Annotated in this window: 9 protein-coding genes and 1 pseudogene; 4 read left to right on the top strand and 6 right to left on the bottom strand. The window is 73.3% G+C overall.

Features of this window, described 5'->3' with window-relative positions; translation table 11 throughout:
* The coding region (locus ACFQ7Q_RS27610; protein WP_383559723.1) for an MFS transporter at positions 1-892 on the top strand (892 nt) is incomplete at its 5' end.
* Here ACFQ7Q_RS27610 and ACFQ7Q_RS27605 read toward each other — a convergent pair.
* Complete coding sequence (locus ACFQ7Q_RS27605) at positions 885-2,747, bottom strand: potassium channel family protein (protein ID WP_383559725.1); 1,863 nt, start codon at positions 2,745-2,747, stop codon at positions 885-887. The genes ACFQ7Q_RS27610 and ACFQ7Q_RS27605 overlap by 8 nt on opposite strands.
* Before the next feature lie 331 nt (positions 2,748-3,078).
* Here ACFQ7Q_RS27605 and ACFQ7Q_RS27600 point away from each other — a divergent pair, with 331 nt between their 5' ends.
* Positions 3,079-4,398: a D-alanyl-D-alanine carboxypeptidase family protein gene (locus tag ACFQ7Q_RS27600; RefSeq protein ID WP_383559721.1), complete on the top strand. Its 1,320-nt coding sequence runs from the start codon at positions 3,079-3,081 to the stop codon at positions 4,396-4,398.
* Between the two features lie 79 nt (positions 4,399-4,477).
* Here the strand turns inward: ACFQ7Q_RS27600 and ligA are convergent, their stop codons facing one another.
* Together ligA and ACFQ7Q_RS27590 are read right to left on the bottom strand one after the other, a co-directional pair.
* Positions 4,478-6,580 carry an NAD-dependent DNA ligase LigA gene (gene ligA / locus ACFQ7Q_RS27595; protein ID WP_383559719.1) on the bottom strand — a complete coding sequence of 701 codons (2,103 nt, stop codon included), beginning with the start codon at positions 6,578-6,580 and terminating at the stop codon, positions 4,478-4,480.
* A gap of 43 nt (positions 6,581-6,623) precedes the next feature.
* A pseudogene (locus ACFQ7Q_RS27590) lies at positions 6,624-6,949 on the bottom strand (plasmid stabilization protein).
* 233 nt (positions 6,950-7,182) lie between these two features.
* On the opposite strand from ACFQ7Q_RS27590, the gene ACFQ7Q_RS27585 reads away from it, so the two are divergent.
* Positions 7,183-9,498, top strand: coding sequence for a SpoIIE family protein phosphatase (locus ACFQ7Q_RS27585; protein ID WP_383559718.1), 2,316 nt, complete (start codon positions 7,183-7,185; stop codon positions 9,496-9,498).
* Positions 9,499-9,538: 40 nt separating this feature from the next.
* On the opposite strand, the gene ACFQ7Q_RS27580 is transcribed toward ACFQ7Q_RS27585, so the two are convergent.
* Together ACFQ7Q_RS27580 and ACFQ7Q_RS27575 are read right to left on the bottom strand one after the other, a co-directional pair.
* Complete coding sequence (locus ACFQ7Q_RS27580) at positions 9,539-12,508, bottom strand: HAMP domain-containing protein (RefSeq protein ID WP_383559716.1); 2,970 nt, start codon at positions 12,506-12,508, stop codon at positions 9,539-9,541.
* Between the two features lie 101 nt (positions 12,509-12,609).
* Positions 12,610-13,092, bottom strand: coding sequence for an ATP-binding protein (locus ACFQ7Q_RS27575; RefSeq protein ID WP_383559714.1), 483 nt, complete (start codon positions 13,090-13,092; stop codon positions 12,610-12,612).
* Between the two features lie 128 nt (positions 13,093-13,220).
* Between ACFQ7Q_RS27575 and ACFQ7Q_RS27570 the strand changes: the two genes are divergently transcribed.
* A complete protein-coding gene (locus tag ACFQ7Q_RS27570; RefSeq protein ID WP_383559712.1) occupies positions 13,221-14,123 on the top strand; it encodes a SigB/SigF/SigG family RNA polymerase sigma factor in 903 nt (300 codons plus the stop codon).
* Between the two features lie 303 nt (positions 14,124-14,426).
* On the opposite strand, the gene ACFQ7Q_RS27565 is transcribed toward ACFQ7Q_RS27570, so the two are convergent.
* Positions 14,427-14,903, bottom strand: a complete 477-nt coding sequence (locus tag ACFQ7Q_RS27565; RefSeq protein ID WP_383559710.1) for an ATP-binding protein — start codon at positions 14,901-14,903, stop codon at positions 14,427-14,429.
* Position 14,904 lies beyond the last annotated feature (1 nt).

Below are 14,904 nucleotides of genomic sequence, written 5' to 3'. Positions count from 1 at the left end.
GGCCGGAGTGACGGCGGCGCTCGCCGGGCCGTGCGCCGCCGTCGCCCGGCTCGCCGGGTCGGCGGCCCTGGCGACACTGCCCGCCGCGGTCCTGCTGACCGGACGGCGGGGACCACGATCGGCCGCGGGAGCCCCGGCTGAGGGTCGGAGCGGGTCGGGCCGGGTGCAGGCGTCGAGGGCGCAGCCGGCGACGGCGCCGTGGCCGGACCTTCCTGGGTCGCCTGATGCCCCTGCCGCGACGCCGGGGCCGCGCACCGGCGTCCGGGTGAAGGCCGACAGCGCGCCACGGTCGTTGCGCGGTGACCTTCTCGCCGGGCTCGTGGCCGTCTGGGGCGTACGGGAGCTACGCGCGGTCACCGCCGCCACCTGCCTCGGGTTCCTCGGGCTCGGCGGGCTCACCACCACGGCCGTGCTGCTCGCGGGCGAGCGCGGCCGGCCCGGTGACGGGGGGCTGTTGATGACCGCGTTCGCCGTCGGCGCGCTCGTCGGGTCGCTCGTCGTGGACCGGGTGTGGCCGCGTGTGCCGACCGGGCGACTGGTCGGCATCACGCTCCTGGGCACCGGAGCGGCCCTGGGCGCCGCCGCCCTCGTTCCCTCGCCGCTGCTCTGTGCGGCCCTGTTCGGTGCGGCCGGACTGTGCGACGGCCCGCTGCTGACGGCGACGTTGCGGATCCGGGCGGATCACTCCCCCGCCGACGTACGGACTCAGGTGTTCACCCTCGGCGCGGGGCTCAAGATGTCGGCGGCCGCGTGCGGCGCCGCGCTCACCGGGCTCGCCGCCGGCGCACCGCCCGCGGCGCTTCTGCTGGGCGCCGCCGGCGTGCAGCTCGCCGCCGCCGCACTCCACCATCTGCTCCGTCGAGCCCCGGCCCCGAGAACGGACGTCACATAGCCGCCCGCGGCCGACCCCCCAGCAGCTCCGCGAGCCCGCGTCGCGTGGCCGCCAGGACCAGTCGGTCCCCCGCGGCCAGCACGCGGTCCGGCTCCAGTTGCCAGACCAGGCCCGCTCCGTAGCGCCCGAGGGGCGCGGAGCCCGTCGCCAGGCCGATCACCCGCCAGGCCCCCGGGCGGAACGCCTCCGCCACCGTGCGGCCCTCCAGCAGCGGATTGCCCGCGGCCTCCACCGCGGCGAACAGCAGCACCCGGCGCTCCACCGGGATGGCGCCGAGGATCTGGCGGCCCATCATGGCGCCGGCGAAGGCGGGCGCGGCCAGGTGGGAGACGCTACGGCTGCGGGTGAGGGCGTCGGGGTGGGCCGCCCGCAGGGTGCGGTAGACGGCGGTGGCGAAGTCGTCGTCGTACAGCCGCATGGCGACGCGGAGATCCGCCTTGACGGAGCGGGCGGAGAGCGCGGCCTCCAGGTTGGTGATGTCGACGCTGGTCAGGGCGAGCAGGGCGTGCGCCCGATGGATGCGGGCGGCCTCCAGGACACCCTCCTCGGTGACGTCCCCGATGACGGTGGGCACGCGCAGCCGCCGCGCCAGCGCGATACCGCGCGCCTCCGGGTCGGACTCGACGCAGACCACGGGGATGTTCAGCCTCCGCAGGCGCGCGAGGACGCGCGTGCCGACCTTGCCGAGGCCGAGGAGGACCACGTGCCCGGACAGCCCGCGCGGCGGGCGGCGCAGCGAGGTCGCCGACCGGAAGGTCCCGAGGGCTTCGAGGATTCCCGCGATCAGGACGGGCATCAGGAGGAGACCGACGAAGCCCGCGAGGATCTGGAGCACCTGACGGCTGGTCGCCTCCTCGACGGCCGGGTCCCCGATGGCGAAGAGGTCGAGGAGCGTCAGATAGGCGGCGTGCAGGGGGTGGTCCCCTGTGGTGAGCCAGGTGGCGAGGGCGATCGCGCCGACGGCGGCCGCCACACCCGCGAGCGACCAGCGCAGGCGGCGGGAGAAGAGCGAGCCGACGGGCAGGACCGAGGTGCCGAACCTGTTCGACGACAGCGTCGGACCGGCGTACGTGATCGCTTCCAGCGCGACCGTGCCCCGCCCGGGAGCGGCCGCGACCGCACGGTCGTCGGGCAGCAGCTGCGGGCCCTGGTCCCCGCTGCGCTCCGAGCCCTCGAAGCCGGCCGGGTCGTTGGTGGTCGCCGACAGCAGGGCGAGCGTGCACAGGCCGGGGTCGACGACCTCGCCGCGTGCGGGCGGGGTCCGCTCGACGGCGTGCAGCAGCAGGCCACCGGCCTGCACGACCTTGCTCGTGCCGGCGACCGCGGTGGCCGCGAGAGCGGGGGCGGCGGTGTCGGCGTCGGAGAGGACGGTCGTCGAACCGTCGAGGAGCTTGGGGTCGAGGCAGGGCTGGGCAATGGCGGCGGCCTGGTCGAGGAGCGTCTCCAGGTGCTGGCCGAGCTTGCGGTTGTAGAGCCGGATGACCAGGCGCAGCCGTGGGTTGAGCCGGCGCGCGGCGAGCGCGGCCCGGATGTTCGTCTCGTCGTCGTCGTGGACGAGAGCGAGGGCGGCGGCGTGCTCCGCTCCCGCGTCGAGCAGCACCGCGTCGTCGACCTCGGCCGTCTCCACGACGCGGACGGACCGTCCGGCGGGCACACCCCGCTGCTCTCCGACGGCCGTACGCGTCACGGCCGCCGTCACCCGCCCGAAGAGCGCGGATGCGCGACCCGGGCGGCCCGTGGGCTGCTGCCGGGTGTCGGTCCTCGCCGGTACGAGAAGGGTGACCCGCTCCCCGTACACGTCGTTGAGCTCGCCCGCGAGCCGGTGTGCGAGGACGTCGTCCCCGCACACGATCATGTGGCCGACGGGGGCGGGGCGCGGCGGCCGCTCGTTGCGGGACGACGGTGCGCCGAACGGCCCGCCCTGCGGGTCGGCGGCGGACGGCGCCGTGGGCGAACGCTGCACGGGATCCGGCGGAACGGGCGGGCTCTGGTACGGAAGTGAGGACACGTCACCAGGATGCCCTGCCGCACCGACAGCCCGAGCGCCGGTCGCGGATCACGCGCGCGGGTCGTCGAGCCGTCGACTCCGGCGCGCCGGGGTCGACGATCGCCCGTCCGCCACGCGCTGTACGCCGGTCGGCGCACTACGATCTGCGGGCGTCGCCGGGGCTTCTTACGGTGGCTGAATGATCGTCACGTCAGCTGTCCGTCAGGTCGCCGCCGGTACCGCGGCGCTGCTGCTCGGGCTGCCCGTCCCGGCGGCCACGGCATCCTCCGTCACCGAACCCTCACCTCCCGCCGCCCGCTTCATCGATCCCGCCCGGCTCTACCGCTCGGGGACCCAGGTCCAGCCGCTCTCAGGAGCGCCGGACAAGCCTTCCTCCGTCTCCGCACTGTCCTGGCTGGTGGCGGACGCCTCGACCGGCGAGGTGCTGGCGGCGCGCAACGCCCATCGACGACTCCCCCCGGCCAGCACGCTCAAGGCGCTGTTCGCCGTGACCGCGCTCCCCCGCTTCGACCAGGACCTGCGGCACACCGTCACCGAGTCGGAGCTGTCGGGGATCGGCGAGGGCAGCAGCATGGTCGGGGTTCAGGCCGGCTACACGTACAAGGTGTCGGACCTGTGGAACGGGGTCTTCCTCAACTCGGGCAACGACGCGGTCCGGGTGCTCGCGTCGATGAACGGCGGGTGGAAGTCCATGGCCCGTCAGATGCAGGAGAAGGCCCGCGCACTGGGGGCGCGCGACACGCGGGTGGTGTCACCCGACGGGTACGACGCGCCGGGGCAGGTGTCGTCGGCCTACGACCTGGCGGTCTTCGGCCGGGCCGGGCTGCAGGATCCGGCGTTCGTCCGGTACGCCTCCACGCGGTACGCCGAGTTCCCGTCCGGGGACTGGTCGTACGGCATCCGCAACACCAACAGACTGCTGACCGGGGAGGACGGCGTCGAGCGCTATCCGGGGCTCCTCGGGGTCAAGAACGGCTACACGAGCGGCGCCGGGAACACGCTGATCGCGGCGGCGCGGCGGGGCTCGCGAACGCTGGTCGTGTCGGTGATGAACCCTCAGTCGGGCGGTGGAATGGCGGTGTACGAGGAGGCGCGCACGCTCCTCGACTGGGGCTTCGACGCGGCGGGTCAGGTGCAGCCGGTGGGTTCCCTCGCGCCGGTACGGGACAAGGCGAAGGAGAAGCCGAAGCAGATGGTCAAGGAGGCGAAGGAGAAGCCGAAGCGGACGGTCAAGGAGGCGAAGGCGGAGAGCGGCCGATCGGCGCCCGAGTCGGCGCCGAATCCGGGCCGGGCCGGCCCGCACTCGGGCGCTGCGGCGGCGGGGGCGGCGGACGTGGCCGCACTCGCCGCGCCGGGGAGGACCGTCTCCCGCGAGGCCGTGCCCTCGCGTCCCTGGGCCGGTCTGCCCCTGGCCTTGGTGGGGGCGTCGCTTGGCGCCGCGCTCTCCGTCTGGCTGTGGCGCCGCCGCTCGACCCGGCGCGGCGACGAGGGCGTCTGACGGACCTCGCCCGCCGGCCCACGCGCTTCGGCGGCCCGGGTTCCCCCGGCCGCCGAAGCGGCCTACGCCGCCGCCCGGGTCAGGCCGGCAGGAAGTCGCCGAGCAGGGTGGCGAACTCGTCCGGGTCCACCAGACGGATGCCCAGCTCCTCGGCCTTCGTCCGCTTGGATCCGGCCTTCTCTCCCGCGACGACCAGACCGGTGCGCTTGGAGACGCTGGAGGACGACTTGCCTCCCGCGCGCTCGATGAGTTCGTTCATCTGATTGCGGCTCAGCGCCTCCAGCGGGCCGGTCATGGCACCCGTGACGACCACCGACAGGCCCGCGAGCGGTCCGGCCGCCTGGGCGGTGGGGGCTTCGGAGGCGGACTCGGGCTCGGTCCCCGGCGGGGGCGGCGGGGTGGCTCCGGGTTCGGTCATGTTCACCCCGGCGGCGACGAGCTTGTCGACGATCGCGGCGAGCTCGGCCAGCTCGGCGACGATGACCGGCGCCTTCTCCGCCCCGATCCCCTCGACCTGCTGCATCGCCTCCGCGTCGGCCGCCCGGACGGCGTCCATGGTGGCGAAGTGGCGGGCTATCCGGCGGGACATGGAGCGTCCCGTCCCCCGGATGCCGAGGGCGCACAGCACACGGCCCAGCGGCCGGGTCCGCGCGGTGGCGATCGCCGCGAGGAGGTTGTCCGTGCTGGTCTCCCCCATCCGGTCCAGGCCGAGCAGCTGCTCGCGGGTGAGGGTGAAGAGGTCGGCCACGTCCGCGACCAGGGCGGCGTCCACGAGCTGGACGATCCTGCTGGCGCCGAGCCCCTCGATGTCGAGCTGGTCGCGACCCACGGCGTACGAAAGGGAGGCCACGAGGTGGCAGTCGCGTCCACGGGCGCACCGCCAGTGCTGCTCGCTGCGGTCGATGTCCGAGCCGCACTGCGGGCAGGCCTCGGGGAAGCCGATCGGCTCCTCCTCGCCGGTCCGCAGGTGGGCGACGGGCGCCTCGACCCGCGGAATGATGTCGCCCGCCTTGTAGACCATCACGTGGTCGCCCACGCGCAGGTCGCGGCGGGTGATGTCGGAGGGGTTGTGCAGCGTGGCGTAGGTGACCGTGCTGCCGTCGATCTCCACCGGCTCAAGGACGGCGCGGGGCGCGATGATGCCCGTGCGGCCCACGTTCCATTCGACCCCGACCAGGCGGGTGACCTTCTCCACGGCGGGGAGCTTGTACGCGATGGCCCAGCGCGGTGCGCGGGAGCCCGAACCGGCCTCGCGCCGGTCGGCCGCGAGGTCGGCCTTGATCACGATGCCGTCGATCCCGAACGGCAGTTCCGCTCGCAGCGCCGCTATCTCGGCGACGCGGGCCAGGACCTCCTCCGTGCCGGTGACCGCGCGGCCTGGGACGGCGGTGGCGCCCGAGGTGTGCAGACCGAGGGCGACCGCCCGGGCGATCAGCTCGCTGTGGGCGAGCTCGTCCAGGCCGTCCGGGTCTGCGACCGTGCCGTCCGCCTCCACCGCGGCCAGTGGCAGCATGTCGTAGGCGAAGAAGGTCATCTCCACCCGGTACGGACGGTCCTTGGCGCGCAGGGTCCCGGCCGCCGCGTTCCGCGGGTTGGCGAAGGGCTCGCCGCCGTGGGCGACCCGTACCGGGTTGGCGGCCTCGAACTGCTCGGTGGTCATGAGCACTTCGCCGCGAATCTCGACCGTGACGGGCTCGGCGAGCCGCTCCGGCAGTCCCACGATCGTGCCCCGCGCGTGCGACACGTCCTCGCCGGCCGTTCCGTCGCCCCGAGTGACGAGCCGGGTCAGCCGCCCCCGCTCGTAGCGGGCGGCGATCGCCAGTCCGTCGAGCTTCGGCTCCACGCTCCACCGCTCGACTCCGCGGCCGATCCGGCGCTCCAGGGACGCGGCCCAGGTCGTGAACTGCTCGGCCGAGAAGACGTTGTCGAGCGAGAGCATCGGGCGGGTGTGCGGTACGTCCCCCTCCGCCGCGCCCCCGGCGACCTTGCCGGTCGGGGAGTCCGCGCGCACCTGGTCGGGGTGGGCGGACTCCCATGCGGCTATGGCCCGGCCGAGGCGGTCGTAGGCGTCGTCGTCGAGCGGGGACGTGCCGCCCGCGTAGTAGGCGGCGGCCGCCTGCTTGGCGTCCTCGACCGCCTGCGCGTACGCGGCGGCATCGGCAAGAACCGGAGTCGTTGTCATGGGTCCATCGTGCCGGGCACCACTGACAATCGGCCCCGGCCGGTCAGCTGCCGCCGAGCGCCCGCTTCAGTTCCGACTTGTCCATGGACGAACGGCCGTGGATGTCGCGCCGCTGGGCCTCGGCGTAGAGCTGATCGTACGTCGGGCCCCGGGAGCCGCTGTGCGAGCGTCGGCCGCCGCGTCGGGAGGAGGACATGTCTTCCGTGGAGCTATTGCCGGCGGTCTTCGACTCGCCGGCGCGGGCCCGTTCCTTGTTCACGGTGCGCGCCGCGATCTCCTCGGCGCGCTTCTCGCTCTCGCTCGGTCCTTCGCGCTCTCCTTGATGTGCTCGTACTGTCGTTCCCTCTTCGGGCTCGATCCACGGGGCATGGCGCGCTCCTCCTCCGTGATTGCCTGCTGTGGTCCCGAGTCGGCGTGATTCCGTCGTTCGGTCGTTCGCGCGACCGTGACGGCCTGGACCAAGACGGGATTCGCCGTCCGTTCCGCCCCGGGCGGGTACCCCGGCGACTCGGATTCAGACACCCGAGCGGGGGCAGGCCGGTAGAATCCTGATCGGACGCGATCATTCCGGACGACCACTCGGTGGAGGGACGGGAGGAGTCGTGACGACGTCTGCGGCGGACGCTCCGGAGCCCGGCATCAGCGGTCTCTCGGCCGAGAACAGACGCCTGCGTGCGGAGCTCACCCGCCGGCATCTCGTCGATCTGGCCACGGGTGTCCTCGCGGCCCAGCTCGGCGCGTCCCCGGCCGACGCGGCGGATCACCTGGACTCCCTCTCCCACGCCACGGGCCTCGGCATCGAGGATCTCGCCGCCGACATCGTCAACGGCGTCGGCGGTACGGCGGCCGAACGGCTCATACGTACCGGTTCCGCGGCCGCCGGGGCCCAAGCCGCGCCCCCGGTCACCGCGCCGCCGGAGCCCACCGCCTCGCCCGTCCTGTTCAGCACCCCCGACGAGCGGCGCGCACGGCGGGCGGTGATGGCCGCCGAATCGCAGGACACCGTCGGCGAGGCGGCCCGGGCACTCCTGGAGGGCGGTCTCGTGCCGCTCGGCGCGGGGAGCCTGTGGCTGTGGCGGCGCGACGCGTGGGGCTGTCTGCGCCTGGCCGGACACGCGGGTGTCGGGGCAGCGGAGGCCGCCGCGTGGCAGTGGATCCCTCCTGCGGCGCCTCCCGCGTTCCGCTCGGTGCTCTCCGACGGTTCGCCGGTCTGGCTGGACTCCGGCCCCGAGAACGGCGAGGTATTGCCGGGGCCCGCGCCACACGCGGCGCGGGCGCTGCTCCCGCTGCGCCTGCGCGGTGCGACGGTGGGCCTGGCCCTGGTCGCCTGGCCGGGCCCGAACCCCTTCGACGACCCGTTGCGCAAAGCATTGGTGGGCCTGACGGACGTGGCCGGCACTGTCCTCGACGCGGCCGACTCGCCCCCGTCCGCCGCACCGGTCCTCGTGGACGTCCTGGATGCCCTCGTCCATCCCGCGATGCTCCTCAAGGTCGCCGCGGCCGCCGTGGCTCCGACCGTCGAGCACCTGAACGAGTACGCCGTGGCGGCGCTCGGCGGCACCCCGCCGGCCGAGGACCGTTCCCTGGCGCTCGCCCTCCCCCGGGTCCACGCGGACCTCGCCCATCTCGCACGCCGCGCGCACCGGACCGGGCGCGCCCAGCGGGTGGCCCGGCTGCCGGCGTCCACGGCGCCCGAGCCGGGAGACCCGGCGCCGCTGCTCGACGTGCGTGTGCTGCCGGCGGGCGACGAGCGGGCCGTGGTGCTGTGGCACGACACCACCGATCCGGGGCTCGCCTCGGACCGTGCGGTGTCCAGGTTGCAGAGCGTGGCCCTGTTCCAGGACAGCCTGACGGGCGGCGACACGGTGTGGTCGGAGCAGGCGTACGCCGTCTTCGGCAGGGGCCGTGACGAGCCTCCCGTGCCGCTCCTGGGGCTGCGGGGGCTGGTGCACCCGGAGGACGGCGAGGCGTTGACCGAGCTGCTCAGGACGCTGGTGGAGCGGCGCACGGGCGCGCAGACGGTGCTGCGGATCGTGCTGGAGGACCGGGCCGTGCGCCATGTCCGGGTGGCTGCGGAGCCCCTCCTCGACGCCGGCTCGGTCATCGGTCTCGCCGGGGTGTACCAGGACGTGTCGGCGAGCCGCCGCACCGAGGCCGCGCTGACCGCGACCTTCGACCAGCTCACCGCCGTACGGACCCAGGCCGAGCTCAGGCACCAGTTGGCCCTGCAGCTCCAGCAGGCGATCGTGCCCGAGGTCCCCGACCTTCAGGAGCTGCCGGACCTGATGGTGGCGGCCCGCTACCGTCCGGCTGCCGAGGAGTACCGGGTCGGCGGTGACTGGTACGACGTCCAGCCGCTGCCCAGCGGCAAGGTCCTCGTGACGGTCGGCGACGTGGCGGGCCACGGCATCGACTCGGTCACCGGCATGGTGGCGCTGCGCAACGCCCAGCGCGGCCTGGCGTGCACCGGCGACTCACCGCGGCGGCTGATGGAGTGGCTCAACGAGATGACGCTGCGCACCAGCGGACAGCCCACGGCGACCGCCGTCTGCGCCCTGTACGACCCCGAGGACCGCGGCCTGGTCTGGTCGAGCGCCGGACACCTGCCGATGCTGCTCGTGCGGGACGGCACGGCACGGCTCCTCGACCCGCCGCAGGACATCCTGCTGGGCGCGGTGCCCTCGTACGCGTACCAGGAGCGTCGCACCGCCCTACAACCCGGAGACACGCTGCTGCTGTACACGGACGGTCTGGTCGAACGGCGCCACGACGGCCTCGACCACGGGCTCGCGCAGCTCGCCGCGGCGGCCGAACGCCTCAGCGGCTACCCTCCGGAAGAACAGGTGGAGCGGTTGCTCGGGGCAGCCACCGGCGACACGGACGACGACACCAGCATCGTCCTGGTGCTCGTACGGTGACCGTGCGCGCGGCCAGGGGCGGAAGTGCGGCCCGGGGACTTCACGCGGTCAGCCACTGCCGGACCTTGGCCATCAGCTCCTCGGCGTCGACGGGCTTCGCCACGTAGTCGCTGGCGCCGGCCGCCAGGGCCCTGGCCCGGTCGCCGGGCATGGCCTTGGCGGTGACGGCGATGACGGGCAGATGCGCGCGGCCGGGCAGGTCGCGGATGGCGCCGGTGGTGGCGTACCCGTCCATGCCGGCCATCATGACGTCCATCAGGACGAGTTCGACCTCGGGGTGGGACGCGAGCAGGTCGAGGCCGGCGCGGCCGCTGTCGGCCTGGATCACGCGGACGCCGTGGCCCACCAGCACCTCCGTGAGCGCGTAGACGTTGCGCACGTCGTCGTCGACCACGAGGACGGTGTGGCCGGCCGCCCGTGCGTCGTGGCCACCGGGGGCGTCGGCAGTGCCGGTCCCCGCCGCCTCGTCCGTGTCCGTGTCGGCGGCCGGCTCCCCCGCCGACGCGCCCGGCGAGGGCGTGCGGGGGGCCGGCAGGTAGAAGGTGAACCGGCTGCCCCGCTCGGGCGTGGAGCGGACGTCGATGGCCCCGCCGAGCAGTCCGGCGACCTCGCGGCTGATGGAGAGCCCGAGCCCGGTTCCTCCGTAGCGGCGGGCCGTGGTGCCGTCGCCCTGCTGGAAGGCGCCGAAGATGCCTTCCAGGCGTTCGGCGGGGATGCCGACCCCGCTGTCGGTGACGTGGAAGGCGAGTACCGGTCCGCTCGCGCGCATGGTGGCCGGCGGTTCGTCCGCTCCGGCGTACTCGATCGTCAGGTCCACGCCGCCCTCGTCGGTGAACTTCAGCGCGTTGGACAGCAGGTTGCGCAGGATCTGCCGCAGCCGGGACTCGTCGGTGGTGAGTTCCTCGGGCACGTCCGAGGAGACGGTGACCGAGAAGCTCAGCCCCCGCTCGTCCGCGACCGGGCCGAAGGTGGCCTCCAGATACTCCAGGAGCTGGTGGAGCGGGAACCGTTCGGGGCGGATGTCCATCTTGCCCGCCTCGACCTTGGACAGGTCCAGGATGTCGTTGATGAGCTGGAGCAGGTCGGAGCCCGCGGAGTGGATGACCTCGGCGTAGTCGACCTGCTTCTCCGACAGGTTTCCCTGCGGGTTCTGGGCCAGCAACCGGGCGAGGATCAGCAGGCTGTTGAGCGGGGTGCGCAGCTCATGGCTCATGTTCGCCAGGAACTCGGACTTGTACATGGAGGTGCGGGACAGCTGCTGGGCGCGCGCCTCCAGCTCCTGGCGGGCCTGCTCGATGACGAGGTTCTTGGACTCGATGTCCTTGTTGCGTTCGGCGAGCAGCGCCGCCTTCTCCTTCAGCTCGGCGTTGGAGCGCTGCAGTTCCTGCTGCCGTGCCTGCAACTCCTGGGAACGGGAGCGCAGTTCGTCGGTCAACCGCTGGGACTGGGCGAGGAGTTCGTCGGTACGGAGGTTGGCGACGAGCGAGCTGACGACGGCTCCCGCGGTGTCCACGAACTGATCGAGGAAGTCGCGGTGGATGGCGGTGAAGGGCTGGAGCGACGCGAGTTCGACGGCTCCGAGGACCTGGTCCTCGACGACGATCGGCAGGATGATCAGCATGGCCGGCTCACCGGAGCCCGCCGCGGAGGAGACCGTGGCGTACCCGACCGGCAGCCGCTCCACGACGACCGTGCGCCGGTCGTGGGCGGCCTGGCCGACGAGCGACTGGCCGAGGCGGAAGCGGCGCGGCGGGGAGGCGGGCTCCTCGGGGGCTCCGTACGAGGCGGTCACGACGAGTTCGGTGCCGCGCACGTCGTGGCGGGCGAGGAAGAAGGCGCCGTACTGCGCGGAGACCAGCGGCGGCACCTCGGTCATGATGAGTTCGGCGATGTCGGTGAGGGTCCGGGTGCCCTGCATGAGGGCGGCGATCCGGGCGATGTTCGTCTTGAGCCAGTCCTGATCCTCGTTGGCGCGGGTGGTGGCCCGCAGTGATTCGACCATCGCGTTGATGTTGTCCCGCAGCTCGCCGACCTCGCCGGGGGCGTCGACCGTGATGGAACGGGTGAGGTCGCCCTCGGCGACGGCTCCGGTGACTTCGGCGATGGCCCGGACCTGCCGGGTCAGGTTTCCGGCGAGTTCGTTGACGTTCTCGGTGAGCCGCTTCCACGTACCGGAGACGCCTTCGACCTCGGCCTGGCCGCCGAGCTTGCCCTCCGTACCGACCTCGCGGGCCACGCGCGTGACCTCGGCGGCGAAGGAGGACAGCTGGTCGACCATGGTGTTGATGGTGGTCTTGAGCTCCAGGATCTCGCCGCGCGCGGACACGTCGATGCGGCTCGTCAGATCGCCCTGGGCGACGGACGTCGTCACCTGGGCGATGTTGCGGACCTGGTTGGTGAGGTTGTCGGCCATGGAGTTGACGTTGTCCGTGAGGTCCTTCCAGGTGCCGGAGACGCCGAGCACCGTGGCCTGACCGCCGAGCTTGCCCTCGGTACCGACCTCGCGGGCGACCCTGGTGACCTCCTCGGCGAAGGAGGACAGCCGGTCCACCATCGTGTTGATGGTCTCCTTCAGTTCCAGGATCTCGCCGCGCGCGTCGACCCGGATCTTCCGCGTGAGGTCGCCGCGTGCGACGGCGGTCGCGACCTGGGCGATGGATCTGACCTGGGACGTCAGGTTGTCGGCCATGGTGTTCACGCCGGAGGTCAGCTCGCGCCACACGCCGCTCACCCGCGGCTCGCGCGCCCGGCCGCCGAGGAGGCCCTGGCCGCCGACCTCGCTGGCTACGCGGGTGACCTCGGAGGTGACCAGGGACAGCTGGTCGACCATGTCGTTGTAGACGGCCGCGATCTCGCCGAGGATGCCTCCGGCGGAGTCCGGGAGACGGACGGAGAGATCACCGTCGCGTACGGCGGTGAGCCCGGCCAGGAGCTGTCCCAGCCCGTCCTCGCCCAGCGATTCCGGCGGCACGCGCGGCTCGGACGCGGGCGGTCGGGGGGAACTCTCCATCGCGGACCTCGCGCGGCACGGAGACGACAGGGACGCGGATCGGGTCCCGCCACGAGTCCGGGGTGATGCGCCCGCGACGGCCCCCGCCCCGCTCCTCCACTCTAGGCACGGCGCGGGCGGGCGGCAGCGTCTGCGGCGTCTGCGGGGGCGGAGCCTGTGGGGGCGGCGTCCTTCACGGACGGCGCCGGCGTCAGGTCCACCTCGAACCAGACCGCCTTGCCCTCGCCGCGCCGAAGCGAGCCCCATGCGGCGGAGAGGCGTTCGAGCAGATACAGCCCGTGTCCCGAGGAACGGCTCGCGATGTGCGGGCCATGGGGCCGCGGACGTACGGGACTGGTGTCGCTGACCTGGACCCACAGCCGCCCGTCGGTGCGGTCGAGGCGGAGTTCGTACGGGGTGCCACCGTGCGTGTACGCGTTGGTGACGACCTCCGAGACGAGGAGCAGGACGTCCTCGACGAGTACCTCCTGAGCGCCTCCCACCGGGCCGAACCAGTCGCGCAGCGCCTGGCGGGTGAGGTCGCGGCACTGTCCCACTACACCCGGGCCGTCGGGGAGGGCATACCGGAGTGCCGTTGTCGTCATAGGACACCACTGCCCGGACATTCAGTGTCAAACCGCCGCCAAAGGGAATGTTTCACTACAGAACGCTCGAACGACGGACCCCCGCCGGCACGCGGCGAAGGCCCACGCCACCCGTCGAGGGAGCCTTTATGTCGACCCGGAGCAAGCCCCGCAGCACGTCGTCGCCCACCGAACCGGCCGAGGTGCGCCGACGGGCGCTGGACGGTCTGCCCGAGATCGACCAGCCCACCGAGGTGAGCACGACGGACGCCCAGACCCTGTCCACGGCGCTCTTCACCCGCCTGGAAAGTCTGGAGGAGGGCACGCCCGAGCACGCGTACGTCCGGAACACGCTGGTGGAGCTGAATCTCAGCCTGGTGAAGTTCGCGGCCCGCCGATTCCGGAACCGCGCCGAGCCGACGGAGGACATCGTCCAGGTCGGCACGATCGGCCTGATCAAGGCGATCGACCGGTTCGAGGTCGGCCGGGACGTGGAGTTCTCGGCGTTCGCGCTGCCCACGATCGTCGGCGAGATGAAGCGCTTCTTCCGTGACACCAGTTGGTCCGTCCAGGTACCGCGACGGCTCCAGGAGCTGCGCATCGAGCTGGCGAAGGCCGTCGACACCCTGGAGCAGCGACTCGGCCGGCGCCCGAGCAGGGCCGAGCTGGCCGCGTATCTGCACATGGGAGAGGAGAGCGTGGCGGAGGGCGAACAGGCGTCGAACGGATACGTCGCCCGCTCGCTCGACACCCCGACCAGCGACGACGAGTCGGCCCTCACGGCGGGCGCGCGGCGCCTCGGCGAGGAGGAACGCGCCTTCGAGCTGATCGACTCGCTGGAATCGCTGAAACCGCTGATCGCCGGGTTGGACGCGCGGGACCGCACGATCCTCTCGCTGCGCTTCGGCGAGGAACTGACCCAGGCGGAGATCGGCGAGCGGCTCGGCCTCTCGCAGATGCACATCTCCCGGCTGCTGGCCCGGATCCTGGACGAGCTCAGGACGGGCTTGGTGGAGGACCACGACAGCCCTCGGCGGGCGGCAGCGGGGTAGCGGGGGCGACGGCGGGCCGCCACGGACGGGGCCGCGGCGGCCTCACCGTGGGCGAGGCGGATCGGCCTTCGGCCGGACCCCGGGCCGGTGAGCCGACCCCTTCCGGCGGGCGGACCGACCCCTCGACTCGGGGCCGAATCCCGGCGCGAGCAGGCCGGGTCGGCCGGGCCGGATCCCGGCCGCGCGAACCGAACACGTCGTCCCAGGACCGGGTCCCTCGGGTGAACCGGATGCGCGCCGGGTCGCCACGGCCGGAAGCGCGTCGAGTGGCCACGGCCGGGCAGCGGCGCGGTCCGGCGTCCGTCAGTGTCCGCCGTCCGCCTGCCACGGCGGTCGGGGCGGGCGGCCGATCTCCAGCCAGACGACCTTGCCGCGCTCGCGCGGCTCCGAGCCCCAGTCCCCCGCGAGCCGGTCCAGGACCATCAGGCCGTGGCCGCCGGGCAGCGACGGCGCTCGGGGCTGTCGCCGCCTCGGATGCTCCGGGTTCGCGTCGGAGACCTCGACCCGTAGGCCGTCCCGGCGATGCCGCAGGACGAGTTCCTCCGGCCCTCCCGCGTGCAGGCAGGCGTTGGTGACCACCTCGGACACCAAGAGCAGCACGTCGTCGACCCGCTCCCGCGCCTCGTCGTTCTCGGCCGGGAGCCAGCCCCAGTCGGCGAGGGCCTCCGCGGTGAAGTCGCGACAGCGCATCACCACGCCCTTGGTCCCGAACAGCACGAGCCTCCGGACCTGGCCTTCCTCCACGGCTTCCTTGCCCACCGCTCCCTCCGCGATCCGCACG

The organism is Streptomyces sp. NPDC056527, from assembly GCF_042794475.1.
In the GTDB taxonomy this organism is placed as follows: Bacteria; Actinomycetota; Actinomycetes; order Streptomycetales; family Streptomycetaceae; genus Streptomyces.
The sequence above is the reverse complement of the archived record's forward strand: the minus strand, read 5'-3'. Positions and strand labels throughout refer to the sequence as shown.